General features: G+C 63.5%; 24 protein-coding genes and 1 tRNA gene. 10 read left to right on the top strand and 15 right to left on the bottom strand.

Annotated features, from left to right (window positions below):
* Positions 1 to 26: 26 nt before the first annotated feature.
* From HBNXHr_RS09035 to HBNXHr_RS09045, 3 genes are all read right to left on the bottom strand, one after another.
* A complete protein-coding gene (locus tag HBNXHr_RS09035; RefSeq protein WP_275881883.1) occupies positions 27 to 2228 on the bottom strand; it encodes a hypothetical protein in 2202 nt (733 codons plus the stop codon).
* Between the two features lie 88 nt (positions 2229 to 2316).
* A complete protein-coding gene (locus HBNXHr_RS09040) occupies positions 2317 to 2898 on the bottom strand; it encodes a DUF2150 family protein (protein ID WP_275736902.1) in 582 nt (193 codons plus the stop codon).
* Positions 2899 to 2989: 91 nt separating this feature from the next.
* Positions 2990 to 3190, bottom strand: a complete 201-nt coding sequence (locus tag HBNXHr_RS09045; RefSeq protein WP_275736903.1) for a dodecin — start codon at positions 3188 to 3190, stop codon at positions 2990 to 2992.
* Between the two features lie 234 nt (positions 3191 to 3424).
* Between HBNXHr_RS09045 and HBNXHr_RS09050 the strand changes: the two genes are divergently transcribed.
* Positions 3425 to 3829 (top strand): universal stress protein, encoded by a 405-nt coding sequence (locus HBNXHr_RS09050; protein ID WP_275736904.1) that lies wholly within the window; start codon positions 3425 to 3427, stop codon positions 3827 to 3829.
* A gap of 44 nt (positions 3830 to 3873) precedes the next feature.
* Here the strand turns inward: HBNXHr_RS09050 and HBNXHr_RS09055 are convergent, their stop codons facing one another.
* Entirely contained in the window at positions 3874 to 4908 is a 1035-nt protein-coding gene (locus HBNXHr_RS09055; protein ID WP_275881884.1) for a mechanosensitive ion channel family protein, read from the bottom strand.
* Between the two features lie 137 nt (positions 4909 to 5045).
* Between HBNXHr_RS09055 and HBNXHr_RS09060 the strand changes: the two genes are divergently transcribed.
* A complete protein-coding gene (locus HBNXHr_RS09060; RefSeq protein WP_275881885.1) occupies positions 5046 to 5501 on the top strand; it encodes a type IV pilin N-terminal domain-containing protein in 456 nt (151 codons plus the stop codon).
* A 10-nt stretch (positions 5502 to 5511) separates the two neighbouring features.
* Here the strand turns inward: HBNXHr_RS09060 and HBNXHr_RS09065 are convergent, their stop codons facing one another.
* The 4 genes from HBNXHr_RS09065 to HBNXHr_RS09080 form a co-directional block, all read right to left on the bottom strand.
* Complete coding sequence (locus HBNXHr_RS09065) at positions 5512 to 6972, bottom strand: RtcB family protein (RefSeq protein ID WP_275881886.1); 1461 nt, start codon at positions 6970 to 6972, stop codon at positions 5512 to 5514.
* An 86-nt stretch (positions 6973 to 7058) separates the two neighbouring features.
* Positions 7059 to 9191 (bottom strand): catalase/peroxidase HPI, encoded by a 2133-nt coding sequence (katG, locus tag HBNXHr_RS09070; RefSeq protein WP_275881887.1) that lies wholly within the window; start codon positions 9189 to 9191, stop codon positions 7059 to 7061.
* 262 nt (positions 9192 to 9453) lie between these two features.
* On the bottom strand, positions 9454 to 9864 hold the full coding sequence (locus tag HBNXHr_RS09075; protein WP_275736908.1) for an archease: 411 nt from the start codon (positions 9862 to 9864) through the stop codon (positions 9454 to 9456).
* Positions 9861 to 10673: a DUF502 domain-containing protein gene (locus HBNXHr_RS09080; RefSeq protein WP_275736909.1), complete on the bottom strand. Its 813-nt coding sequence runs from the start codon at positions 10671 to 10673 to the stop codon at positions 9861 to 9863. Before HBNXHr_RS09080 ends, HBNXHr_RS09075 begins: the two co-directional genes overlap by 4 nt.
* Before the next feature lie 205 nt (positions 10674 to 10878).
* Here HBNXHr_RS09080 and HBNXHr_RS09085 point away from each other — a divergent pair, with 205 nt between their 5' ends.
* The 3 genes from HBNXHr_RS09085 to HBNXHr_RS09095 all read left to right on the top strand — a co-directional run bounded on the left by HBNXHr_RS09085 (position 10879) and on the right by HBNXHr_RS09095 (position 13565).
* The gene (locus tag HBNXHr_RS09085; RefSeq protein ID WP_275736910.1) at positions 10879 to 11364 is read left to right on the top strand and encodes an N-acetyltransferase; all 486 of its coding nucleotides are present in this window, start codon (positions 10879 to 10881) and stop codon (positions 11362 to 11364) included.
* 115 nt (positions 11365 to 11479) lie between these two features.
* Positions 11480 to 12640, top strand: a complete 1161-nt coding sequence (gene priS / locus HBNXHr_RS09090) for a DNA primase small subunit PriS (protein ID WP_275881888.1) — start codon at positions 11480 to 11482, stop codon at positions 12638 to 12640.
* A gap of 19 nt (positions 12641 to 12659) precedes the next feature.
* Positions 12660 to 13565: a hypothetical protein gene (locus HBNXHr_RS09095; RefSeq protein WP_275881889.1), complete on the top strand. Its 906-nt coding sequence runs from the start codon at positions 12660 to 12662 to the stop codon at positions 13563 to 13565.
* A 62-nt stretch (positions 13566 to 13627) separates the two neighbouring features.
* Here the strand turns inward: HBNXHr_RS09095 and HBNXHr_RS09100 are convergent, their stop codons facing one another.
* Positions 13628 to 14737, bottom strand: coding sequence for a trypsin-like peptidase domain-containing protein (locus HBNXHr_RS09100; RefSeq protein ID WP_275881890.1), 1110 nt, complete (start codon positions 14735 to 14737; stop codon positions 13628 to 13630).
* Between the two features lie 142 nt (positions 14738 to 14879).
* On the opposite strand from HBNXHr_RS09100, the gene HBNXHr_RS09105 reads away from it, so the two are divergent.
* Positions 14880 to 15593 (top strand): metal-dependent hydrolase, encoded by a 714-nt coding sequence (locus HBNXHr_RS09105; protein WP_275881891.1) that lies wholly within the window; start codon positions 14880 to 14882, stop codon positions 15591 to 15593.
* A 30-nt stretch (positions 15594 to 15623) separates the two neighbouring features.
* Here HBNXHr_RS09105 and HBNXHr_RS09110 read toward each other — a convergent pair whose 3' ends face one another.
* Both HBNXHr_RS09110 and HBNXHr_RS09115 read right to left on the bottom strand, forming a co-directional pair.
* Positions 15624 to 16466 carry a TatD family hydrolase gene (locus tag HBNXHr_RS09110; RefSeq protein ID WP_275881892.1) on the bottom strand — a complete coding sequence of 281 codons (843 nt, stop codon included), beginning with the start codon at positions 16464 to 16466 and terminating at the stop codon, positions 15624 to 15626.
* Positions 16467 to 16525: 59 nt separating this feature from the next.
* The gene (locus tag HBNXHr_RS09115) at positions 16526 to 16972 is read right to left on the bottom strand and encodes an NYN domain-containing protein (protein WP_275736916.1); all 447 of its coding nucleotides are present in this window, start codon (positions 16970 to 16972) and stop codon (positions 16526 to 16528) included.
* A gap of 139 nt (positions 16973 to 17111) precedes the next feature.
* On the opposite strand from HBNXHr_RS09115, the gene HBNXHr_RS09120 reads away from it, so the two are divergent.
* Positions 17112 to 17186 (top strand) — tRNA-Glu (locus HBNXHr_RS09120).
* 184 nt (positions 17187 to 17370) lie between these two features.
* Here HBNXHr_RS09120 and HBNXHr_RS09125 read toward each other — a convergent pair.
* The 4 genes from HBNXHr_RS09125 to HBNXHr_RS09140 all read right to left on the bottom strand — a co-directional run bounded on the left by HBNXHr_RS09125 (position 17371) and on the right by HBNXHr_RS09140 (position 21612).
* Complete coding sequence (locus HBNXHr_RS09125; RefSeq protein ID WP_275740916.1) at positions 17371 to 17916, bottom strand: VTT domain-containing protein; 546 nt, start codon at positions 17914 to 17916, stop codon at positions 17371 to 17373.
* Positions 17917 to 18051: 135 nt separating this feature from the next.
* Positions 18052 to 19101, bottom strand: coding sequence for a tyrosine decarboxylase MfnA (mfnA, locus tag HBNXHr_RS09130; RefSeq protein WP_275881893.1), 1050 nt, complete (start codon positions 19099 to 19101; stop codon positions 18052 to 18054).
* A 78-nt stretch (positions 19102 to 19179) separates the two neighbouring features.
* Positions 19180 to 20079 (bottom strand): PhzF family phenazine biosynthesis protein, encoded by a 900-nt coding sequence (locus HBNXHr_RS09135; protein ID WP_275881894.1) that lies wholly within the window; start codon positions 20077 to 20079, stop codon positions 19180 to 19182.
* A gap of 51 nt (positions 20080 to 20130) precedes the next feature.
* A complete protein-coding gene (locus HBNXHr_RS09140; protein WP_275881895.1) occupies positions 20131 to 21612 on the bottom strand; it encodes an alpha/beta fold hydrolase in 1482 nt (493 codons plus the stop codon).
* A gap of 119 nt (positions 21613 to 21731) precedes the next feature.
* On the opposite strand from HBNXHr_RS09140, the gene HBNXHr_RS09145 reads away from it, so the two are divergent.
* The 3 genes from HBNXHr_RS09145 (at position 21732) to HBNXHr_RS09155 (ending at position 23972) form a co-directional block, all read left to right on the top strand.
* Positions 21732 to 22430, top strand: a complete 699-nt coding sequence (locus HBNXHr_RS09145) for a phosphoribosyltransferase (RefSeq protein WP_275881896.1) — start codon at positions 21732 to 21734, stop codon at positions 22428 to 22430.
* A gap of 31 nt (positions 22431 to 22461) precedes the next feature.
* On the top strand, positions 22462 to 22920 hold the full coding sequence (locus HBNXHr_RS09150) for a hypothetical protein (protein WP_275881897.1): 459 nt from the start codon (positions 22462 to 22464) through the stop codon (positions 22918 to 22920).
* Positions 22921 to 23003: 83 nt separating this feature from the next.
* Positions 23004 to 23972: an AEC family transporter gene (locus HBNXHr_RS09155; RefSeq protein WP_275881898.1), complete on the top strand. Its 969-nt coding sequence runs from the start codon at positions 23004 to 23006 to the stop codon at positions 23970 to 23972.
* Positions 23973 to 23979 lie beyond the last annotated feature (7 nt).

Raw genomic sequence — 23979 nt, forward strand, 5'->3', positions numbered from 1 at the left:
TCTTTGGTATGTCAAACATGCGTAGGTCAGACATCGATGGTGTATTCCCGGCTACTCCCGTCCTCGAAGGATAGGGTGAGCGTGACGGTCTTGCCCTTCATTCCCACCCGATCCCCGTTGCCACTTCCCGTCCTGAACTGGCCGAGTTCGAACGAGACGGTATCGCCGCTCTGGATCTCCGCGTTCGTGTCGAGGTCGACATCCACACCGAGATCGATCCGGGCTGCATACTCCCCGTTTCCACCCGCAAACGTTTCTCCGCCAGGGTTGTTGATATACAGACCAGCCGGCGGATCCGAGACGCTTTCGACGGTCAAGCCAGTAATGGTTGCCGCCCGGTCGCCGCCGTTGTTCAGATCGAACGTGATCCGGCTGTTCCCGTTTCCACCGACTGTGCCCCCGGATCCGGAGACGTACGTCACACTCTCGGCGATGGGAGCCGATACAGTCACCTCAGCCGTGTCGAACGAATCCGCACTACTGACGTTTGCGGTATAGTCACCGGCATCACCACTCGCGGTTTGCCACTCGAGTGTGATCGTCTGGCTTTCCCCGGGATCGAGCGTGACCGATTCGGAATCCCGAAGCCCAGCCACGTCGAGTTCGATCGACTGCGTCTGGGTTTCGTCCCCAGTGTTCTCGACGGTCGCGTCGACTGCGAGCGTTTCTCCTTCCTCGACCGGCGAGTTCGTCGAGTCGATCGTGACCGCGACGTTCGCTTCCTCATCTAGCGTCCCCGCGACAGGTATCGTGCCAGTAGTCGATCCACCGGCGTTGTCCGTGACGGTGATGACCATCTCGTAGTCGTCTAGATTGCCACTGAGATCGCCGTTCTCGAACCACGGGCTGTACCAGCTGAGATCGGTGCTTTCCTCGCCGTCAAGTTGGTCAGTCCCCGCGGTCACGATGTCGCCCGTATCGTCGAGAAGCCGATACGAGACGTGGTCGAGGCCCGATCCGCTGTCGTCTGAGACTGTTGATTCGAATACGTACTGTGATACGTCAGTAGCTCCAAAGTTTCGCACAGAGCTACTCCGATCGAACGACGTCGGACCGTCGATACTTGGCGGCGGCGTGTCCTCGGGGAACGTTCCCACGCGATAGGTCGCCGATTCGGAATCCAGGGCCCCGATCTCGAGACTGACACGAGCAGGACCACCGCACTCGTAGCTGACGCGACCCTGTTCGCCGGTTCGTTTCGGAGGGATATCACAGTCTCCCCGTTCGACCTGGGGCTCCACGGTAACGCCACTGACGGGGTTGTTGAACTCGTCACGGACTTCGGCCGAGAAGGTCTCGTTACTGGAGACGTTTTTCGGACCAACAGCCGTGACGTACGTGGTTTCCGAATCCGTGGCCCCTGTTCCGAGCGCGACTTTCGCCATTCTGAGATCGTAGGTCTCGTTTTGCGCCAACTCCAGCGTGACCAGCTCGTATGCTGCGGCTGGGATCGGCGTTCCTGTGACAGAAGTCACATACCCACTCTGGTTGGTGAACTGCTCCTCGTCGAGGAGCAGCGATTCCCACGCACTGGCCGACCGCATCGAGGCAAACTGCACGGTGACGTTCTCGCCAGTCACGTTGGTGATCGCCACGTCAGTCTGTGAAGCGCTGATCGCCTCTAGATCGACAGCGGCAGTGTGGCCCGACCGCTTGTCGTAGGTGCCATCGAGTGCGACCAACGTGAGTTCGCGTCCCTCGATGAGCGTCTGTCCGCTGGCCCACAACTCGGCGTCGGCAAAGCGTCGAGACAGTACAGAGTTGTCGTACACCAGGTCAGGTGGATCGCGGAACTCGTTATAATCGGGCGCGTACACGACGCCGCCGGAATGTCGCGTTCGATTCGTTCCGTCCCAGTAGTCCCTGGTTTCGTCGTCGAGTGCTCGTGCGTTCGAAAGCGTGACGTTGACGTCACCGCTGTCAGTCCCCGCAGTGTAAAGTCGCCCGGACGGCGGGGGTGGGTTGAGTGCGATCACTCTGGCGGGATATGTCGTACCCAGGGACACCCTGATCGAACGTCCGTCTCCACTTCGCGGTGTCGTCGTAATGCCGTTGCGGAGATCCAGCATGTCCCCTTCGACGGACTGGAGGTGATCTGCCTCGATCTGTTCGTTCTGCGTCGGGACGATAAACGCCTGATAGAGGGAAAACGCGATCACGAGCACGGCAAACAACAGTACAGCACCGATTTGAATCGCCTGCGCACGCTCGTCGCCCCGGAAGGACATTGTCCCTAGGTGGGCCGGCCGCGGGTAAAAGTTTGTCTGCCGAACCACCGGACCGCTCCGACTCCGGGCCCCGATCCGCCGTTCCGGCTTACTCGTCGTCCTCTTCGACGACTTCCGGGTCGCTCATCGCCGTCTGGAGACTGTCTAGCCCGTTGACCCACTCGGCGACCAGTCCGAACTCCAGGTCGTCGACGACCTCCATCGTCAACTCCTCTTCGTCGGCGATGATCCGCGTCCCGGCTTGCGCACAATACCCCAGGGCAGCGTCCATGTTCTCTTCGGCTTCGGCCTCGCTGGCGGCGGCGATATACTCCGCGACCGAGCCGTCGGCGACGCCACCGGCGACGTACTCTTCGGCGGCATAGAAGACACAGACCAGCGAGGTCTGGACGCCGTCGACGACCATCAGCTTCTCCTCGTCGGCGATGTCCACCTCGCCGAGGACGATCTCACGGACGCCCTCGAGTTCCTCGAGTGCCCGCTCGGCTTCGAGTTCGCCGTCCTCGTAGTCAGTGACGATTTTGGCGACAGCGATCGCCGTATCGTCCTGGAGGTTCAACAGGAGACGAGCCGAGTCCTCCTGCTCGGGATCGATATCCTCCGATTCGATCCGCTGGATCCAGTTTTGCCACCGTTCCTCTGTGTAGTACTCCCCCGGCGGAGCGCTCATACCTCTCCGTTCGTGTCTCGGGGGATATGGCTTTCGCTACCGATCACGTGTCACCCGAGACCACTCACCGTCGAGAGTGACCGACACCCCGTCAGTCGAGCAGTTCGAACGCGACAGTCACTTCGGCCTGGTACTCGCGATCGTCGGCGGTCGCCACTTCGACGCCCAGTTGGTCGACCTCGATCCACTGGACGTTCTCCAGCGTATCCTGTGCTCGATCGATCGCGTCGTCTGTCGCCGCATCGAAGCCGTCGGGACTCGTTCCCACGAGGGTTACCTTTTTGAACACCATAGCGGCAACCACGTGTCCATCACAGGTACCTTCTTCGATACCGACAACTCTGTCCCCAGGTCGGTCCCGACGCCCCGAAGCGGAATCCAGGGACAGCTGAGGAACCCACTCGGCTCGAGTGTAGAAACGGCATCTCCACGCGAGAGGCGTCTTCGAGACGCGCGGCTCGATCGATCTCTTGGCAGTGTGTTCAATACGAAACGTTGAGGCGTCCCCGGGACGGACATAGTGTCGATGACAACGGTGACGGTTCCGATCCGGTACCCACTCAGCGAACACTCGGAGGCGACGCTGGCCAGAGCGATCGACGTCGCCGAGGCGGAGAACGCTGATCTGACGATCCTACACGTCAATCTCTACCAACACAACGGGCACGTCACGCGAGCCGAGCTCAAGTCCGCGGTCGAGGACGTGTTTGGCCATCTGCCGCGGACGCGATACGCGATCCGAACCGGCCTGCTCGTCGAAGAGACCATCCTCGAAGAGGTCGCCGCTGAAGGAGCCGACGTGGTGGTGATTGGAAAGAAACAGGTCGGTCGATGGCGGCGGATGGTCCGGCGGTTGGTGGACGATCCCGACGTCGCAACCTTCCTCGAAACCGAACTTGACTGTCGGATCGTGACTGCTTCAGTCGAGTAGCCAATCGGCGTCTCTCGACCGAGCTGCAAACGCCTGCACACCAATCACTCGGAGCGGTCGCGATACTCTTGGCGTTCGTCGTCGACAGCCGCCTCGCTAGATGGGGGCTGTCTTCCAGGTGACTCCGAGACTCCTTCGTCGTGACTGACCCGCAACTGGCCACTTGTATCATCAAACATCAAGTGGGAGTGGGGATAGGCGATCTCAACGTCCAGATCCTCGATCGCGTCCCAGAGCGCAGTCTGTATCTGTGACCTGACTGCTTGCATCCGGTATGGTTCTTCGATCCAGTACCGGAGAGTCAGATTAATGCCATGATCGCCGAATTCGGCAATCTGGCAGACTGGACTCGCTGGATACCGGGCGGCCCCAACTCGGATGTCCGGCCCGCCGCCGATGACGCCCTCGACCGACCGGGCTGCCTGGACGAAGCGCTCGCGTGCCAGTTCCAGATCACTTTCGTATGTGACCACAATGTCGATCGATTCCCGAACGCGCGCGTCCTCTGCGGAGTAATTAACGACATCCCGCTCGCGGATCGTCCCGTTCGGGATAACCAGAAACGTATTGTCCAGCGTGAATATCTTGGTGTATCGCAGTGTGATATCTTCGACGAACCCGCGCTGACCTGTGTCGGCCAGTTCGACCATGTCGCCGATCTCGTAGGGTTGATCGGCCAGCAGGAAGACGCCGCTGATGACGCTGCCGACAATTGGGGCGAGGATGACACCGATGACAGCGGAAAAGACAGTCACCGAGAGGGCGATATCCCCCAGTTTGAGTCCAAAGATGCGAAGGATCACAAGGAGCGCGAGGATGAACACGCCGGCTCGAATCCCGCGAATGAACGCTCGAGTCAGGCTTGGCCGTCGAAACTGGCGCGCGATCCGCCGGCCGAGCAATTCGATCAGTAGTCGGCTGGCGGCCCAGGCAAGTCCAAGGACAACGACGACAGAGACCAAATCGAGAGTCCACCCAGGGATCCACGTCGGAATCCACTCGACAGTCTGGATCGGATTCGCGGCCTCGGTCGTCGTGGCCCCAACCACGTCGATCCACCCGACGGCCAGCGGTTGCATGCGAAAATCGACACCCCGGTTGCTCAAAAGGGTTGTGTTGAGGGGGATCCGTCGACACCGGCAACCATCGGTTCTGTCAATCCGGCGAGCGGCGGCGAGGGGGATTTTTATCGCTCCGGCCGTAACTCCGAACCGAGATGGACCCGGTCACGCCTGGGGGCGATCAGGATGAACGCGGGGTCTCGGAGATGACTGCAGTCGTCACCCTCGTCGGCATCGCGTTCATCCTGGTGGCCGGGGTCGGAATCAGCGCGTTCCTGTTTACGGGCGATACGTCCGGACCACCACAGGCCAACTTCACCTACGAGTACATCGATGGGGCGAACGCGCTCCTCATCGAGCACGACCGCGGCGACGAGATCCGGGGCGGTGATCTCTACGTCGATGGCCCTGACAACAACGTCACGTGGGCGAGCCTGGCCGGGTCGAACGAGTCAGCCCTCGTCGTCCCGGACGATCAAGTCCAGGTCAGTGAAGCGAGTGCCTACGGCGCGATAGTCCGATCGAGCAGTCGATTCCGGATCATCTACCACAACGCCTCACTGAACGAATCGGTCGTGCTCTCACGCTGGAACGGCGATACGGGAATCTAGGCCATACACCCTAGCCTTTGATGTTACAGACCGGAAACGTCCGAGCGACTCGATCCCCGATCCCGAGTTCGTCCGAGATCCGCACGACCTCGTCGACGTCCTTGTAGACGCCCGGGGCCTCCTCGGCGACGGTCGCCCCGCTCTCGGCCTTGACGTAGATCTGTTCTTGGTCCCGGAGGTCGTCCTGGACATCCTCGCCCCAGTAGGTGTTCTTGGCCTCGGTCCGGGACATGAGTCGGCCCGCGCCGTGGGCCGTCGAACCGAACGTCTCCGCCATCGAGTGCTCGCCGCCGCGGAGGACGTAACTCCCGGCCCCCATGCTCCCGGGGATGATGACCGGCTGGCCCACGTCGCGGTAGGCAGCCGGGATTTCCGGATGACCGGCCGGGAAGGCCCGCGTCGCGCCCTTCCGGTGGACGAAGAGTTCACGATCCTCGCCCTCAATGGTATGGGTCTCCTTCTTGGCGATGTTGTGGGCAACGTCGTACAACAGTTCCATCTCCATATCGCGCCAGTCGCGGTCGAAGACGTCGGCAAAGACCTCCCTGGTTCGATGCATGATGAGCTGGCGGTTGACCCACGCGAAGTTGATCGCGGCGTTCATCGCCCCGTAGTACGCCTCGGCGAGATGGCTCCCGGCGGGCGCGGCCGCGAGTTCCTTGTCCGGCAACTGCGAGAGCAGTCCCTGATGGGCCTGCTCGATATCCCGAAGGTAGTCGGTACAGACCTGGTGGCCCAGGCCGCGTGAGCCACAGTGAATCAGGACGACGATCTGGTCTTCGCTGAGACCGAAAGATTCGGCGACGTCCTCGCGATAGACGTCCGTGACGCGCTGGACTTCCAGGAAGTGATTCCCGCTGCCCAGACTCCCGAGTTGCTGGCGGCCCCTGTCCTTTGCTTTCTTCGAGACTGCGTCGGGATCTGCCCCGGGTCGGACTCCCTCGTCCTCGCAGTGGGCGAGATCGTCTTCGACGGCGTAGCCCTCGTCGAGCGCCCACTCGACGCCGCGTGTGAGGACTTCCTCCAGTGTGTCGACGTCGGTCTGGACGACACCACCGCCGCCCAACCCCGACGGGATCGCCTCGAACAGCGCGTCGACGAGTTGCTCTTCGCGACCCTGAATGTCGCTGTACGTAAGGTTCGTTTTCAGCATTCTTACACCGCAATTAATATCGTAACCAACCGCTCCAGGCGATATAACGCCGGTTTCGGCGTCGATGCCGGCGACGCCGCCGACCGGGAACCCATACCCCTGGTGGGCGTCGGGCATCGCGAGGGCGTACTGCTGGATCCCGGGGAGGTGGGTGGTGTTCTTGAGTTGCTGCAGAGAGAGGTCGTCGCTGATCTCGTCGAGGAGTTCCTCGCTGGCGAGGACCCGCGCGGGAACGCGCATCTCGCCTTCCTGTGGGATCTCCCAGACGTACTCGCGTACCTTCTCCAGGGTGAACTCACCGGCGTCGTAGGTACTCATACACGTGGGTACAACCTGTGGCAGCAAGTAAGGTTCGAAGCGGGAGACGGCGTCGGATCGACAGAAACGCGGCGGCGAGACGGCCGTTATTCGAGATCGAAGCGGTCGAGCTGCATGACCTTGTTCCAGGTGTCGACGAAGTCCGAGACGAACTGCTCTTCGCCGTCCTCGGCGGCGTACGCCTGCGAGACGGCACGAAGTCGGGCGTTCGACCCGAAGATGAGATCGACACGCGAGCCGGTCCACTCGACCGCACCCGTCTCGCGGTCACGGATCTCGTAGACGTTCTCGTCGTCGGTCCCTTCCCACTCGTAGTCCATGTCGAGGACGTTCACGAAGAAGTCATTCGTGAGCGTGCCGGGCTGGTCGGTGAAAACGCCCTTCTCGGTGTCGCCATAGGTCGCGCCCAACTGGCGCATGCCACCGAGGAGGACCGTCATCTCGGGGACGGTCAGATTCAGCAACTCGGCGTTGTCCACCAGGATCTCTTCGGGCTTGCGGTCGGCCTCCTCGCCGACGTAATTGCGGAAGCCGTCGGCTTCGGGCTTCAGCGCCTCGAAGGACTCGACGTCAGTCTGTTCGGGCTCGGCGTCGGTCCGGCCGGGCTCGAAGGGCACCGTCACATCGTAGCCGGCGTCCGCAGCGGCCTCCTCGATGGCGGCGTTCCCGCCCAGGACGATCAGGTCCGCGAGCGAGACACGGACGTCGTCGGAACGCGACTCGTTGAACTCGGCTTGAATGTCCTCGTAGGTCGACAGCACTGCGTCCAGTTCGTCGGGTTCGTTGACGTCCCAGCTCTTCTGGGGTTCCAGTCGGATCCGAGCACCGTTGGCACCGCCGCGCTTGTCGCTGTCGCGGTACGTCGAGGCAGCGGCCCAGGCGGTCTTGACCAGCTGGGAGCGGGAGAGCTCCGAGTCGAGGATCGTCTCCTTGAGATCCGCGACCTCGCTGTCGCCGACCAGATCGTAGTCGGCGTCCGGCAGGGGATCCTGCCAGATCATGGTCTCGTCGGGGACTTCCGGACCGAGGAAGCGCTCGGGCGGGCCCATGTCGCGGTGGATCAGCTTGTACCACGCCTTCGCGAAGTTGATCCCGAACTCCATCATGTTGTCCTGGTAGCGTTCGAGGATCTCCCGGTAATCCGGATCCCGCTTCAGCGCGATGTCGGTCGTGAGCATCATCACGTCCTCCTTGTCGTCGGGGTCCTCGACGCCGGGGGCGGACTCGTCGAGCTCGCCGTTCTGGGTGGTCCACTGCCACGCGCCGCCGGGCCCCTTCTCGGGCCACCACTGATACTCGAGAAGGTTGTCGATGTAGCCCATGTCCCACTCGGTCGGCGTGGTGTTCCAGGGCCCCTCGATTCCGCTGGTGATGGTGTCCGCGCCCTTGCCCGAGCCGTACTCGTTGTCCCAGCCGAGCCCTTGCTCTTCGATCGGGGCATCCGCGGGCTCGGGACCGAGGTGGTCACCGGAGTCGGCACCGTGGACTTTCCCGAACGTGTGGCCGCCGGCGATGAGCGCGACCGTCTCCTCGTCGTTCATCGCCATCCGGCTGAAGGATTCGCGGATGTTCTCCGCCGAGGCTTCCGGGGCCGGTTCGCCGTCCGGGCCTTCCGGGTTGACGTAGATGAGGCCCATGACGGTCGCGCCGAGGGGGTTCTCGAGTTCGCCGTCCTCGAAGCGCTCTGAGGTCTCCATCTCCATTTCCGGGCCCCAGTCGACCGACTCGTCGGGGGCGAAGTCGTCTTCACGTCCGCCAGCGAAGCCGAACGTCTCGAAGCCCATCGACTCCATGGCGACGTTGCCGGCCAGAACGATCAGGTCAGCCCACGAGAGCTTCCGGCCGTACTTTTGCTTGATCGGCCAGAGGAGTCGACGCGCCTTGTCGAGATTCGCGTTGTCCGGCCAGCTGTCAAGCGGCGGGAACCGCTGTCTCCCGCCAGCGGCCCCACCACGGCCGTCCGTGGTCCGGTACGTCCCGGCACTGTGCCAGGCCATTCGGATGAAGAGGGGACCATAGTGGCCGTAATCGGCCGGCCACCAGTCCTTCGAATCGGTCATCAGCTCCTCTAGATCCGCCTTCACCGCGTCGAGATCGAGTTCTTCGAACGCGTCGGCGTAATCGAAGTCCGCGTCGTACGGACTGACGTCGCGAGCGTTCTGATCCAGAATTGTCAGGTCAAGCTGGGTTGGCCACCAGTCTTGGGTACTCCTTCGCATCACCAGATGAACGGGCCAAACGCACATTAATTTTGGCTTTGGCGAGGTTGTCTTCGCCGAGCCCAAAGAAATACACGCTGTTTAATAATCCTCGCCATCGGTTGGCCCTTCCCCCGTCCGGGAGAAATGCCGCCGGAAAATTCGCCGTCCTCGTCGTCTCTCTGTCGGTGCTGGAACTGATGCGGGATGGATTTCGACGGCGACCGGTCTCATGTCGACAAGTCGTCGATCAACAACGGACAGCCGGCATGCATCGCTCCGATCAGACATCGAAGACGACGTAGGCGTGCCAGCCCTCATCAGTTGCTTCGAGGACCATTTCCGAGTACGTGACGGCCTTGACCTCACGGGCGGAAATCGCGTCCAGTGGGACGCCCCGAGCGCTGGCACGGACGTGCCAGTCATCGCCGGTTCGGTCGACTGTCGCCCGGTTGTCGACCGGAAGGACGCCCCGCATATCACGCTGATAGATGAGTTCGTCCAGATAATCGAACAGTGCCGACTCCCGACTCTCGGCGCTCACGTCGACCTCGAAGCGCTCGCCGTGGCGAGGGACGTCTGCACACATCGCCGCGGCCAGGCCGTCGGCTGTCGCGCCAAAGGCGTCACCGAGAGTTTCGCCGGTCGATTCGACTGCCACGTCCGCCGTGTGCTCGCGCAGGTCGAAACTCATGTGTGGTCCTCTCCTCCGTCATCGGCTCGGGACGGTTGCTCTGCAGCCGCGTCGTCAGTTTCGGACGCAGTTCCCGATAGCCACTCCGTCCCGACGATCCCGTCCGGCAGGCTGTCGGGATACTCGATGGAATCCGCGTCGGCGGTCGCGGTCTCACCGACGGCGACGCCGCTGGTCATGATGGCCTTGAGCCCCTCCTCGACGCTCATATCGACATCGATACATCGATCCGGTGTGACGTGGAGGACGTATCCACCCATGAGCGGGTTCGGAGCCAGCGGCACGTAGATCGTCAACATCCCTTCGTGGCCAGTGTCCTGTTGGATCCCCTCGGGTGTCTCGGCCGTCACGAATCCGGTCGCGTAGGACCCTTCCGTCGGGAACTCGACGAGTTTGATCTCCTGAAAGCTCTCCGTATCCGCGTCCAGCACCAGTTCGCTCATCTCGTTGAACGTCTGATAGACGCTGCCGATGCCGGGAATCGTTCCCATCGCACGGTCGAAGCGCTGCTCGACAGCCGCCGCGCCGGAGTACGCCTCCGCAAGAAAGCCCACGAACCCGATGAGCAGAATCACGGCACCAAGCGAGATGATCTGAAGCAGTATCACCGGAGTGTTCCCACCGAGGCCGAGGACGCTTTGGAGTGTCCCCGTCAGTGGTTGCAGTATCCCGAAGATGAACCCCCAGACGAAGCTCACAACCACCACGGTAATCAACAGCGGGATGGTGAGCGTCAATCCGGTTACCAGCGCCTGCTTGACCCGGTCGCGGATATCTGTCGGGTGAGATGGCTGGATAGAGCTCGACATATCCGACCAATTAGCTGCAGCCACCGAAAGCGTTGTGGCCACGGGATCGACGGGTCGGTCGCCTGCCCCCAGCGACAGCAGGAGCGGATACGAACCCGACAGTATCGACGTCCATGTTACCGACGGCTTTCCCACTCCGCCGTTCGTGTCGGAAAGAAGACGGTCGGCTTAAACGTTATATAGATCAAGATCATACCCCTGCGTAGTGAGCGTCACTGTCGAAGCGACACGGGTCGAACGTGGCGACGACGAGTTCGTCGATGCCGCGTGGAACCTCAAGGAGCATATCAGATCCGAGGAGGGAATCTTACGACAGCGGCGTCGATTCTTCGAGAACGCCTATCGACGCTCGACAACATACCTCTATTACGATGGGGGCCACGACCCGGACCTCATCGGGTTCGCAGCGGTCCGTCGTGACGGCTACATTCTCTTTCTCGCAGTCGATCCGGCCTATCGCAACGAGGGGTTCGGGAAGCGCCTCATCGCACGGGCCGTCGGAGATTATGAATCCGTCTCCTGTCACGCGCGAACGACTAATCAGTCCGCCATGCAGTTCTACCGCCACATCGGTTTCGAAGTCGAGCGGCGGATCGACAACTACTACGAAGACGGCGGGGACGCCTACTACCTCACACTTGGCAACGACGACGGGATCATCGACCGGCTCCAGGGTCTGTTGACTCGATAGGATCGGACAGTCCAATGGTTCGATGACTGGCGAGCGCGCGGTGTAGACGTCAACGCCCCCCGCGTTGCGGGCCCGACCGACAATCATTTTCCTCCCCTCCGCGAACCCGGGAGCGATGGAGGAGCGAACCCGCGCGTATCTCCGGGGCCGGTTCGGCGACCATTATCGACGAACCGATCCGCTACCGCCGCCGGACGCTCACGAACGCGAATGGGGCTACATCCCCTGGACCGACAGCCCCGGCGAGACGATGGTTCGCCACCAGTCACTGCTGGATATGGGCGACCTCGAATCGTTCCTCGCCAGGGAACGACCACGGCACGTCTACTTTTCGGCCGGCCGATACGCCGACCCGGGGGCCGGGTCGATGAGCGCCAAGGACTGGCGCGGGTCGGACGTCGTCTTCGATCTGGACGCCGATCACCTGCCGTCGGTCGATCCCACCCAGGCCACCTACGCCGAGATGCTCGCTGCTTGCAAGGACGCTCTCTTTCGACTGCTTGACTTCCTGGAGGACGACTTCGGGTTCGATGACCTGACGATCGTCTTCTCGGGCGGTCGCGGGTACCACGTCCACGTCCGCGACGAGGGGATTCAACAGCTCGAACGTGAGGCCAGGCGTGAAATCGTCGATTACGTTCGTGGGATCGGCCTTGATCTGGATGGCCTCGTGACGACGGAGATGCGGGGGAACGTGACGGCCCGAACGCTCCGGACTGAAGGGGGCTGGGGGGAACGCGTCCACGACGAGTTGCTCGCCTTCGTCGACGAAGTCGAGTCGCTCGAGGAAGACCGGGCGATGGAACGACTACAGGAGCTGGAAGGGATCGGCGAAGGGCGGGCGAAGACGATCCATGGCGCGATCGAGGAAAACCGCGCGGCGATCGAAGACGGAAACATGGAGGCTGGCGGCCCGGGGATCCGCAAGCTCGTCGAGGCGATCACCGGGGACGTCATCGAGGGGCAAAACGCACCGATCGACGAACCGGTCACGACCGACACGAACCGGCTCATCCGACTACCGGGCAGCCTTCACGGCGGCAGTGGCCTCGCCGTGCGGAAGCTCCCGCGGGATGAACTTGCGGAGTTCGACCCGCTGGTCGACGCCGTCCCGGAGACGTTTGTGGGCCACGACATCACCGTCGAAGTGACAGATTCCGGTGAGGTCAAGCTCGGTGGCGATAGCTTTACACTCCCGGAGGGAGTTACTTCCGTTCCGGAGTACCTCGGCGTGTTCCTCATGAGTCGTGGACGCGCCGAGAAGGGCCAGGAATAAGCTGGAGTCGCCGAAAATCATGGACTTAGACGAGATCCAATCGGTACAGAGTCGCGAGCGCCAGACCGACAGCCTCCAGCAGCTTCGCGATTCGTTTTACGAGGAAGCGGGACAGTTCGTCCGCTCGCTGCGGGCCGAGCGCGAGCGCGCGGCCGAGGCCGCCGACGATCCGTTCGACTCCCCGAAGGTCACCCGCCTCTCAGATGACATCGACACCGCCGAGCAAACGCTGCAGGCCATCTACGAACGCCGCGTCGGCAAAGTCGTCAAGATGGCGTCGCTCGCGGCCGCGGACATGCCAACTGAGGAGGAGGGGCTGACCACCGAGGAGCGCGATCTCTTCGCTGACCTGGTGAGTTCGATCGAATCGAATCGCCAGCGCGTCTTCGACGTCCTGGACGGAGACTCCATGTCCGTCGCCGGCAATTCGGAACCGGAACCGTCCGTCGAAGATTCCCCACCGAGTGTGACCGACGAAGGCGTCACTGCACAACCCGACACTGCCGGGTCGACGACAGCCAGCCAGGAGCCGGCTGTCCCGCCGATGGAACCCGACGAAGACGGTCCAACCCCGGAGAGTGACGAGGTGCCCGCGGCGGAGTTGATGGGCACCGAATCGACGCCCGAGGCGAGTCCAGCCGATCCGGACGTGACCAGCCCGTCAGCGCCGGCCGAGAACGCGAAAGCGCCGGCAGCCGGGTCGAATGATGACGGATCCGACCCGACGACGCGGCGTGACGGCGGTCCGCCGGATTCGACGGACAGCAGCGTCGAGCGGACGACCGTTCGAATCACCAGCGATGTCGGAGAGATTCTCGGTGTCGACGACCGGACGTACGATCTGGTGGCCGAAGACGTCGTGACGCTGCCGGCGACAAACGCCGAACCCCTGGTCGAGCGCGGCGTCGCGGAGACGCTCCAGTAGTCTCTTACTGTGAAGGTTGTTTTCGAAGGCTGCAGCGGTACTGAGTTGTGAAATCCGCAGTGTCAGTCCGCTTGGTCCCGGGATCCGATCCGCACGTCCAGCGTCTCGGTCGTCCCGTCCCGCCAGACCTGAATCGCTGCCGGTTGTCCAACCCGAGTTTCGAGCGCCAGGGCACTGGCCAGTTGCTGGGTGGTCGGGGTCGGCTCGCCTTCGATACGGGTAATCACGTCGCCACCGACCGGGATTGGCCGTCCATTGATCGACACGTCGTCGGTCGCCCCCCGGAGAACCCCGTCCGACGGCCCGTCGTCAACGACCTGCGTGACGTAGACGCCCGAGGTCTCCGGAAGATCGTTAGCCTCCGCCACGGCGGGTGTGACGTCCCGAAGCCCGATGCCGAGGTAGGGGTGGGCGTACGATCCTGTCTCGATCAGACTCGGGACCACCCTGGTGGTCAGCGCACTGGAGATCGCCAGCCCGATATTGTCGCCCTGGCCGGCACTGATGACGCCGACGACCTCGCCCTGGAGAGTCACCAGCGGGCCGCCACTGTTGCCCGGGTTGACGGCGGCGTCCGTCTGAATCGTATCGGGGATCGAGAACCTGTTCGGCCCCTCAAGCGTCCGGTCGACGCCACTGACGATACCCGCGGAAACCGACCCCGAGAGGCCATACGGGTTCCCGATAGCGACCACTTCGGTTCCGATGGCGGGTTCACGTTCGACAAAGGATACCGGGTCGGCGGCCGGTGGATGGTCCCCGACGGATAGAACCGCGAGGTCGCTATGGGTGTCGGTCCCGACGATGGACGCCTCTCGCCAGCCGGTCGACGGATACCGGACGTACAGGTCTTCGGCGTCCGCGACGACGTGTTCGTTCGTGACGAGATGGCTTTCGTCGTAGACAAAGCCGGTCCCGGTCCCCGCCGACCCGAAGGTCGTGATGACCCTGATCTGGACGACCGAATCGCTGATTGAACGGTACACGTCAGTGTATCGCGACTGGGAGTCCGCATCGAGTCGGGTTGCGTCCAATCCCGGATCGTCGCCCGCGGACGACACCGGATCGGTCGTCTCGGCCGACGGCGAGTCCGCACAGCCGGCGGTGCCGAGTGCGGTTGCCGCACCGAGCAGACCGAGAAACCGTCGGCGAGACAGTCCCTGCGGTGACATAGGCAATGCTAGTCGTAAACGCGCATAAACGCTTGGCTGGCGACAGGTTCTTGCGGGTAGCTGGCACACCCCACGAGAGGCCCACCTATGCTGCCGAGCCACCGAGGATTAAGTATCTCTCGGGCGTATCAGTTCCTGACCCATGGAACTCACCTGGCACGGTCATTCGACCTGGAGTGTCGAACTCGCAAACACGCGCTTGTTGATCGATCCCTTTTTCGACAACCCGAAGACTTCGCTGTCGCCCGCGGACGTCGAGAGCCCCGACTTCGTGCTGTTGACCCACGGGCACGCCGACCATATCGCCGACGTCGGTGCGTTCCCGGACGCGACCGTCGTCGCGACGCCGGAACTCGCCGGTTACATCGAGAACGAGCACGGCAACGAGACCGTCGGGATGAACCTCGGCGGGACGGTCGCGGCCGGCGACGCCTTCGTGACGATGCACCGAGCCGACCACACGAACGGCATCAACACGTCCAACGAAATCGGCTCAGCCGGGATGCCAGCCGGGTTCGTGATCTCCGACGCCGAACCGACGCGAGTCAGCGACGAGGACTCGACGGCGTTTTACCACGCCGGCGACACCGGTCTGATGTCGGAAATGCGCGACGTGATCGGGCCGTTCCTCGAACCCGACGCCGCGGCCGTCCCGATCGGCGATCATTTCACGATGGGACCGGAGCAGGCCGCCGTCGCCGTCGACTGGCTCGATGTCGAGTACGCCTTCCCGATGCACTACGACACGTTCCCGCCGATCGAACAGGACGCCGAGGCGTTCGCCCGCGAGGTCAAAGCCGTCGGCAGCGACGCAGACGTCCACGTCCTCGACGGCGACGGAACGTTCGAGCTCTAAGCGGGGACGCCACCGGGATCTGGACCGCACTTACAGCGTCGCTTCGGTGTCGATCCCGTAGACTGCGGCGGGCGTCTCGACGTGGGCTGTCCGGATCGCGTCGTCGTAGCCGTCCGCCCGCAGCCACTCGACGCGCCGGGGGACGGTCTTCGGGCCGAGCACCGCCCCTGGTCGATCGGGATCGTCGATGAAGTCGGTCTCCATCAGGAACGGTTCGTTCTCCTCGATGGCGATCTCCAGCTCGTCTTTGTTCGAGAGGACGCTCTTGGTCGGCCCGTCGAGGCGGCCTTCCGAGTAGTGCTTGACGACACGCTTGGCCGGCAGCCCCCGATCTTCAGCCCACTCGGCCACCTCGGTGAAGTCCTGGCCACCTTCGGTGTGAAGCTGGACGGCGCAGCCGGTTTCGGCACCCAACTCGAAGGCGTGTTTCATCACCTCGTTCGAGGCTTCCCAGACCGGGTCGCCCACGTCGTAGTGTGGCCGCCCGGATTTGAGTGCGAGCGCCGGGCCGTCGGCGACGTACTCGGCCGCGACGTCGAGACCCGCCTGCATGATGTTGCCTGCTTCTTCAGGAGTGTACCCCCGCCCCGTCAGCTTCGAGATCAATGCGGGATGGACGCCCAGAACCGGCCAGGCGCGTCCCGGGAGTACTTTCGTGGCCCGCTCGACGGCGTCGATGGTCGTCTCGAACACCGCTCTGAAAATCGCCTCGTCGTCGCCGACATCTTCGAGCATCCAGGAGGGTTTGTTGACGACCAGTAGGTGCGTGCCGCCGGCCCTGGCGAAGTCCTCGACGGCGTCGATCCCGCGGCCGTGTTCGGGATCGAGATGCAGGTGATTATCCAGGATCGGCGTGTCGGACTCGTCAGTCATACCCGAAACTGGGGGTGTTCGATCCAAAAGGCGTTCGTCTCCGAACGAGTCGACGCTGTTCAGTCTTCGAGCGAGTGGCTCTCGTGGGCAGTATTCGCCAGCGCGTCCGAGCGGCCGTGTTCGCCCGGCGCGATCGCGACCGTCCGACAGCCCCGGTCGGCGGCGACTTCCAGCGCGGGTTTGAAGTCAGTATCGCGGGAGGCGACCACCAGCGTGTCGATCCGGCCCTCGCTGGCTGCTCGCGTCGCGTCGACGGCGAGTTTGACGTCAACGTCTCCGCTGGTCGTGATGACCTCGAACCCGCGGGCTTCGCCAGCCTGAATTAGCCCGGGTGTGGCGTGTTCGTCGAGATAGAGTCTCGCAGCCGCTACTCGGCCGTACTCGTCGGCGATCGCTCGCAGGTCGTCGAGATCAATGTCGAACTCCTCACGGAGGACGTTCGGTCCGTCGACGTAGAGACCGACGCCGCCCGCTTGATCGCCACGAAGACGGCCCAACAAGCTCATATTCTCCCCGATGAGAGGGTCGAACTTGGAGGTTCCGTCTCCGCCGGTTCTTGGGTGAGCCTAACACGCCACAGTCCCGGGACGAATTGACGGCATTTATTAGGGTCCAGTCCGTCGATCGGAGTGTAGTTCGCGGCCCGCTCGGTTGGTGTAGTCCGGCCAATCATCTTGGCCTTTCGAGCCGAGGACCAGGGTTCAAATCCCTGACCGAGCATGGATTTTCGAGCGAACAACGTGAGCGAGAACCATCCACGCGCAGGAAAGGGATTTGAACCACGCGAGTCGCAGCGTCCGACGTGACCGCAGGGAGCGAGGACGACCGTCTCGCCACCGGGTTCAAATCCCTGACCGCGCAACGATGCTGACCGGAAGAAGCTAAGTGGCTTTCAGTCGGGCGCTCACAGAACAAACGCGCCGCCACCGATGATACCCATCGTCACCAGCAGCCGACCGACGCTACCGGCAAACGTCGCCAGCGCAAATTTTCCATAGTCTTTTTCCAAAATCGTGAACGCGTAGATCGAGATCGTATCCGGAAAGAAAGGCACGGAGAGAGCGAGTGCCAGGCCGACGTAACCGAACTTGCGGGCCAGTTGGACGGTCTTCCGTTCGGACCACTCGATGACGTCGAAGCGGGACTCCTTGATTCGCTTGACAAGGGGGCCATACTCCTTGGCTTCCTGGCCGATGTGGAAGGCAAATACACTCCCGGCCGCCTTTCCGAGCCCGCTAACAAGGACGATGACCGCGAGGGTCCAGTTGTACGAGAGACCCAGTTGCATGTGTCCGGCCGGGGCGAGGACGATTTCACTCGGCAACGGCAACACGAAGGCGATCAAAAACGAGTAGATCGCGATGACGGCCAGCCCGAGTGGGCCGGTCGCTGAACGGACCATGTCTTCAAGGACGGCGTAGAACCCCGAGAAGAACCCAGCGCTCGACAGAAGCGCGTCCCCGAACGGATCCACCAACCCCTGGGCGATGTCGCCAACGATGACGAGTGGGAGGGCACCATTCACGCGGAAGGATTACGGGTGGGTTGTCGTAAACCTTAATATTCTAACCAAGCAGCGACCGGCTCAATACCAGTCCAGATCCGCAACGAACGACCGGAGCATCGACCGGGTGACGTGGGGCATACAGACGACCCGCATCTCCCCGGAGCCGGTTTTCGTGACGCGCCAGCCCCGATCGCGTAGCTGCTCGATCAACGACAGCGAGACGTCAGCGGCCAACAGCGGGAGTTCGGGGCCGACGACCGTATAGCCGCGATCGGCGAGTGCGTCGGCGAGCCACTCGGCGTTGTCCATCGACGCGTGGTACTGTCGACGATAGCCCTCGGGCCACAGCGCCTCCATGGCGGCGACGGCGCTGGCGACGCCCGCACCGCTTCTGGTCCCGGTCAGCGTCACCTGCGAGCGTGACTCCAGATACGGCGTGTCGATCGCGAGTTCGTCGAGCAGATCGCTCGAGCGCGCGAGAAAGCCGCCCGCGGGGACCGCAGCCTGCCCCACCTTGTGTGGGTCGATCGTCATCGTGTCGATGTCGGCGTGACCGAAGTGCCACGCGAAATCAGTGAACGGGAGAAAGAACCCGCCGAAGGCGGCGTCGACGTGCATCAATGCGTCCGCGTCGGCCGCCAGGTCCGCGAGTGCGGGGATCGGGTCGACGTGGCCGTACTCGGTGGTACCGGCGACACCGACGACGGCGACAGTGTCGTCGTCGATGGCGTCAGCCATTGCCTCGACGTCGGCCCGGTAGTCGGTCGTCGGAATCCGGCGCAATTCGACATCGAGCATTTCGGCGGCCTTCGTGAAGCTGAAGTGGGCGCTGTCGGGGACGACGACGTTGGGGTCCGTCGTCTCCGCCCGATTGCGCGCGATTCGGACGGCCTGGATGTTTGCCTCGGTCCCGCCGCTGGTGACGTAGCCCGCGGGATTGCCGAGGCCGGTGATCTCACCGAGCAAGTCGACGGCCTGGCGTTCGAGGTCGGTGACCGTCTGGTAAGTCCCGGGATCGCCCGGGTTCGTCGCGAGGAATCGTTGGGCTGCCTCGCGAGCCGCTGGATGTGGTTCAGTACACATCGAGGAGAGAACGCGCTCGAAATCCTGCGGCTCGGCTCGCTGCATGGACGGTATTTGGGGCTTGATCGGTTTATCCGTTCCGCTCGTCGCAGTACTGTCGCCGTCAGATTCGCTGACACGCAGTCAGACTTCGATGATGTCGCCATCCTCGACGTCCGGAATGGCTATGTCGCCAGTGAGTGTCGTCACGGCCTGCCCGCCGACGAAGACGCCGTCCTCGACGCGAACCTGTACACGCCCGGGCCGATCCAGAAAGTCGCCCTGTTCACACCGGACCGTGGTGGCGTCGATCTCGGCGAACCGGTCAAGATACGCCGCGACCGCGCCGCTTGCCGTCCCAGTAACGGGATCTTCGTCGACGCCGACGCCCGGCGCGAACAGCCGGCCATGCACTGTCGACTCCCGATCGAGCGTGTCGAACGTGAACACGTACAGCCCGGTCGCGTCGTGTTCGTCACAGAGGCGCTCGATCGCCGCCAGGTTGGGCGCGATGTCACCCAACTGCTCGAAGTAGTTGACGGGGACGACGAGAAATGGCATCCCCGTCGACGCCCGGGCGATCGGAAGATCCATGCCGACACCTGCGAACGCTGTCTCGGTCAATCCGAGGATCTCGGCCAGCCGGTCATAGCCGATGTCGACCGACCGAACGTCGGGGTCGTCGCCCGCCATCCAGACCGTGCCGTCGGCTTCGATCTCGATCGCGAGCGTCCCCACGTTCGTCGAAATCGAGTGGTCGCCGGCGTCGAGATCGCCCTGCTCGAACAACCGAGCGTGGGCGGCGATCGTCGCGTGGCCACAGAGATCGACCTCGTTCTCGGGCGTGAAATATCGAAGCGTCCGGTCGGCATCCTCGGCCGAGCGGACGAAGGCCGTCTCGCTCGCGCCGAGTTCCGCGGCGATGGCCTGCATCTGATCGGCGGACAGGTCAGCAGCGTCGGGAACCACGCCGGCCGGATTCCCGGCGAAGGAGTCCGTCGTGAACGCGTCGACGAGCGAAACGTCGAGCGAGTCGGTTGACATACCACGTGCTGGGACCACCAGGGGGATATGTCCACCGACGTCAGTCCGGCGCTACTGATCGTCCTCGCCCGTCACCCGTCGCACCCACGACGCAACGTCCTCGACGACTGCGCGGGAGACGTTGTTCGGCTGGAAGTACTCGGCCGGTGACGGCTGGCCCTCACCCGGCATGAAGAGATGGTTCAGGTCGGGGTACAGGGAGAACGAAACGTTCTCCCGGTCACCGAGTGCCTGCTGCCACTGGTTATATCCATTCTCGACGGTGACCTGATAGTCGCGCTCGCCCTGGAAAATGGCGAGGGGCACGTCGAGTTCCTTGGCCGTCGCCACCTGATCGTATTCCTGGACAGTCCGCCAGAAGGGACGCCCGCCGAGGCCGAAGAGGATCTCATCCTCACTGATGTCCAGCGACCGAATTCGTTCGACCGTTTGTTCGACCGCTTGGAGTTGGGTCGCCTCCTCGTCGCTGAGTTCACCGTCGAGACGGAACAAATACTCCTGCTGTTCCGGAATGACGTCCAGTAGTGGGCGGGCGTTGCCAGCCAGCATGACCGCGCCCGCAACCGACCCGTCGCGGTCGGCGATCCGTGGCGCGGTCATCGCGCCGATGGAGTGACCGACGACGACAGTTCGGGAGGGGTCGATCCGGGGGTGTTCACGGAAGACGCCAAGCGCGGTCAACGCGTCGTCAGTGACCTTCTCGTCAAGCGTGAGCGTGGCCCGATCGACGTCACAGGCATGTGTTCGCTTGTCATACCGGAGGACGGCGACGCCACGGCTCGCCAGCCCCCACGCGAGATCCTTGAACGGTTTGTTTGGCCCGAGCGTCTCGTCCATGTCGTTGGGGCCTGATCCGTGAACCAGGACGACGCCGGGGACCGACTCCTCGCCTGTCGGGAGCGTGAGTTTCGCCGGCAGCGAACACGTCTCGGTCGCCTCGATCGTCCGATCGACTTCCTCGAACGCCGACTGGTCGACGTACTCCGGCGGGGAATAGGAGCCGCCCGACGCCGGGAAAAACAGCCCGACGATCGTTGCGGTGTCGTCGAAGACGAGCCGGACCGCCTGTCGACCGCCGGTGAAGCGCGCGAGGACCACGGTGACGTGGTACCCGTCCGATCGGCTGTACTCCGCTCCGGCGAGTTCGACGAACTGCCCCAGGGAGGCGGTCTGGGTGGTCCAGATCGATTCGAGCTGCTCGGCGTCGATTTGGGCGGTGAACTGTTCGGAAAACGCATAGTCGTCCATGATCGCGGCGTACTCGCCGGCAGCGAGTTGGTTGACGAACGCCCGTCCGGTCTCTTTGAGTGTCTCCGGATCGATGGATTCCGTCTCAGTCGGTTCGGTCGTTTCTGTGGGCTCGTCGGTCGCTGTCGACTCGCTCGGTTCCGACGTCGCCGTGTCGGTTTCCGTCGTAGACGCATCTGTTGTCGTGCTCGTCGGTGTCGACGGTTCGTCGTCCTCCGAACAGCCGGCCAGCGACGCGCCGGAGAGGGCAATGCACGTCTGGAGGAAACGGCGGCGAGTTCGCATAGGGGACTATCCGTTGGCGAACCTCTTAAGCAGACAACCCGAGCTACAGCGAGTGAAGCGGGGCTGCATGTAAAACCATAATTGTCGCCGTCCCCTGGCTTCGCCCGGTGACTACCTGAATGGCCGACCTGCCGGAGGAATTCCCCTGTACCATCACGAACTGGGAGTACATCTACGGGCTGTGCCGGGATGTCAGCGACGACGTCAAGGCCGACGACTTCGAGCCCGACGTCGTCGTGTCGCTGGCCCGTGGCGGCTGGTTCGCCGGTCGGACGCTGTGTGACTTTCTCGGACTGGACGACCTCACAAGTCTCAAGATCGAACACTACGTCGGGACCGCGGCCAAGAGCCAGGAGCCCGAGGTTCGCTACCCCATGCCCGAGGGCTCAGTCGCTGGCAAGGACGTCCTGATCGTCGACGACATCGCCGACACCGGCCAGTCGCTCGAACACGCTTATGAGTACGTGAGCGAGCGCGATCCGAACGCCGTCCGGACCGCCACGTTGCAGTTGCTCCAGACCAGCGAGTTCGAGCCGGACTTCGTCGGCGAACGCTTGGTGGAGTGGGTCTGGGTCGTCTACCCCTGGAACTTCATCGAGGACATGATCGACCTGATCAGTAGCGTCATGGCGAAGGCCGACGCCGAAACCTTCAGCGAGGAGGACGTCCGGTCGCTGTTGCGTTCCTACCACGAGGTCGACCCGATCGAGATGGAGATCGCCCAGCCCGACCGGATGGACGAAGTGCTCACGGAGATGGAACGCCGCGGCGTCATCGAGTATGCCGGCGAGGACGCCTGGCGGCTCTCCGGGCAGTAAGTATTAGTTTATCGTCCTCTTCGTCGGATGCGTGGCGCTCGGAGACATCGACCGTCGGGCAGTCGGGCTCGCCGCACTGCTGGCTGGGGCGATCACGTTCGTCCACGTCTCGACCAGCACCGGCACCATCACCGCCGCGACGACGAACACGCTCGTGATGGCAGTCGGCATCGCGGCCGTGCCTGCCGGCGTGGTCGTCGGCGTCCTGAGCGGCAGTTACGACCGCCACTTGATCGAAGGAGGGTTCGCTGCCGCCGGTGGGACGGCGATGGGTATCCTCGGGTGGTCAGTGGTCAGGGCGATCCTGCTGGACGCCGTCCCGATCGCGCATCGACTCGACGTCGTCTTCCTCGTCGTGGCCCTCGAGGGGCCGGTGTTCGCAGTAGTCGCCCCGTTCCTGTTTCTCGTCGGTGGCTACACGGCCGCCCGGGTGGCCGAATGGACCGAGCAGTCGATCGACAATCAATTGACTGTCGGGTTGTTCCGGTGAGGACCGACGGTCGCTGGGAGCGGAGCCGTCCGGAGAATCCGAATCCGAAGGGATTGTGACCCACCCCGGCCAAGCGCCCGATCGTGTCCGCGCTCGAACTGTCGTCGCTCGTCGGAATCTTCGGAACGGCCATCCTGCCGATCATCGCGATCGCAGCCGCCGGGTTCGCGCTCGGGCGTGTCAAGGACGTCGACGCCGGGCCGCTGAACACCATCACGGTCTACGTGCTGGTGCCCGCGCTGGTCTTTCATACCCTGGTGATGACGCCGATGGACGGCGAGACGGTCCTACTTGTCGCCGTCGGCGTCCTGGCCGTGACACTGGTCATGCTGGCCATCGCCGGCGGGGTCGGGCGACTCGCCGGCCGGACCGAGCCCCTGCTGGGGGCGTTCGTCCTGACGGCCGCCTTCGCCAACTCGGGGAACTTCGGCATCCCGCTCTCGAAGTTCGCCTTCGGCGAGCTCGGCGAGAGCACGGCGGTGCTCTACGCGGCGGTCCAGGGCGTGCTCCTGTACACCCTCGGGACGTACGTCGCGGCGCGGGGCAGCGGCGGGGCGCTCGCCGGCGTCCGCCGCGCGGCCCGGATCCCGCTGGTGTACGTGGTCGTCGTCGCGCTCGGCGTCCGCTGGCTCGGCCTCGCCCCGGCGGCCGGTTCATCGGCCATGGAGACGCTCCGGCTGGTCGGCGACTCCTCGATCCCGGTCATGCTACTCATCCTCGGGATCCAGCTCTCGGGGACGGACTACGGCGCAGCCATCGGCCAGGTGGGGCTCTCGAACCTGCTCAAACTCACGGTCGCGCCGGTCGTCGCCGTCGGAATCGCGCTCGTCCTGGGCTTCGAAAATCAGACGGTCGCGCGTGTATTCATCCTCGAATCAGCTGGCCCCACCGCAGTCACGCCGATCATTCTGCTGGGCGAATTCAGCGAGCACGGCGACGGACCGATCGGCCCCGCGGAGTTCGCCAGCACCGCGATCCTGACGTCGACACTGCTGAGCATCCCGATACTGACCGTCCTGATCGCACTCCTCAGGGCCGGCGTCGTGATCTAGGCGGCCC

The sequence above is a fragment of the Halorhabdus sp. BNX81 genome, assembly GCF_029229925.1.
Classification (GTDB): domain Archaea; phylum Halobacteriota; class Halobacteria; order Halobacteriales; family Haloarculaceae; genus Halorhabdus.

Bases quoted from the DNA above. Each gene is read 5' to 3' on its own strand.
- HBNXHr_RS09145 (WP_275881896.1), top strand. From the start codon at position 21,732: ATGGCCGACCTGCCGGAGGAATTCCCCTGTACCATCACGAACTGGGAG.
- HBNXHr_RS09080 (WP_275736909.1), bottom strand. From the start codon at position 10,673: ATGTCGAGCTCTATCCAGCCATCTCACCCGACAGATATCCGCGACCGG.
- priS (WP_275881888.1), top strand. From the start codon at position 11,480: ATGGAGGAGCGAACCCGCGCGTATCTCCGGGGCCGGTTCGGCGACCAT.
- HBNXHr_RS09050 (WP_275736904.1), top strand. From the start codon at position 3,425: ATGACAACGGTGACGGTTCCGATCCGGTACCCACTCAGCGAACACTCG.
- HBNXHr_RS09040 (WP_275736902.1), bottom strand. From the start codon at position 2,898: ATGAGCGCTCCGCCGGGGGAGTACTACACAGAGGAACGGTGGCAAAAC.
- HBNXHr_RS09060 (WP_275881885.1), top strand. From the start codon at position 5,046: ATGGACCCGGTCACGCCTGGGGGCGATCAGGATGAACGCGGGGTCTCG.
- HBNXHr_RS09075 (WP_275736908.1), bottom strand. From the start codon at position 9,864: ATGAGTTTCGACCTGCGCGAGCACACGGCGGACGTGGCAGTCGAATCG.
- HBNXHr_RS09065 (WP_275881886.1), bottom strand. From the start codon at position 6,972: ATGAGTACCTACGACGCCGGTGAGTTCACCCTGGAGAAGGTACGCGAG.
- HBNXHr_RS09035 (WP_275881883.1), bottom strand. From the start codon at position 2,228: ATGTCCTTCCGGGGCGACGAGCGTGCGCAGGCGATTCAAATCGGTGCT.
- katG (WP_275881887.1), bottom strand. From the start codon at position 9,191: ATGCGAAGGAGTACCCAAGACTGGTGGCCAACCCAGCTTGACCTGACA.
- HBNXHr_RS09110 (WP_275881892.1), bottom strand. From the start codon at position 16,466: ATGACTGACGAGTCCGACACGCCGATCCTGGATAATCACCTGCATCTC.
- HBNXHr_RS09055 (WP_275881884.1), bottom strand. From the start codon at position 4,908: ATGCAACCGCTGGCCGTCGGGTGGATCGACGTGGTTGGGGCCACGACG.
- HBNXHr_RS09135 (WP_275881894.1), bottom strand. From the start codon at position 20,079: ATGTCAACCGACTCGCTCGACGTTTCGCTCGTCGACGCGTTCACGACG.
- HBNXHr_RS09045 (WP_275736903.1), bottom strand. From the start codon at position 3,190: ATGGTGTTCAAAAAGGTAACCCTCGTGGGAACGAGTCCCGACGGCTTC.
- HBNXHr_RS09100 (WP_275881890.1), bottom strand. From the start codon at position 14,737: ATGTCACCGCAGGGACTGTCTCGCCGACGGTTTCTCGGTCTGCTCGGT.
- HBNXHr_RS09095 (WP_275881889.1), top strand. From the start codon at position 12,660: ATGGACTTAGACGAGATCCAATCGGTACAGAGTCGCGAGCGCCAGACC.
- HBNXHr_RS09140 (WP_275881895.1), bottom strand. From the start codon at position 21,612: ATGCGAACTCGCCGCCGTTTCCTCCAGACGTGCATTGCCCTCTCCGGC.
- HBNXHr_RS09105 (WP_275881891.1), top strand. From the start codon at position 14,880: ATGGAACTCACCTGGCACGGTCATTCGACCTGGAGTGTCGAACTCGCA.
- mfnA (WP_275881893.1), bottom strand. From the start codon at position 19,101: ATGCAGCGAGCCGAGCCGCAGGATTTCGAGCGCGTTCTCTCCTCGATG.
- HBNXHr_RS09115 (WP_275736916.1), bottom strand. From the start codon at position 16,972: ATGAGCTTGTTGGGCCGTCTTCGTGGCGATCAAGCGGGCGGCGTCGGT.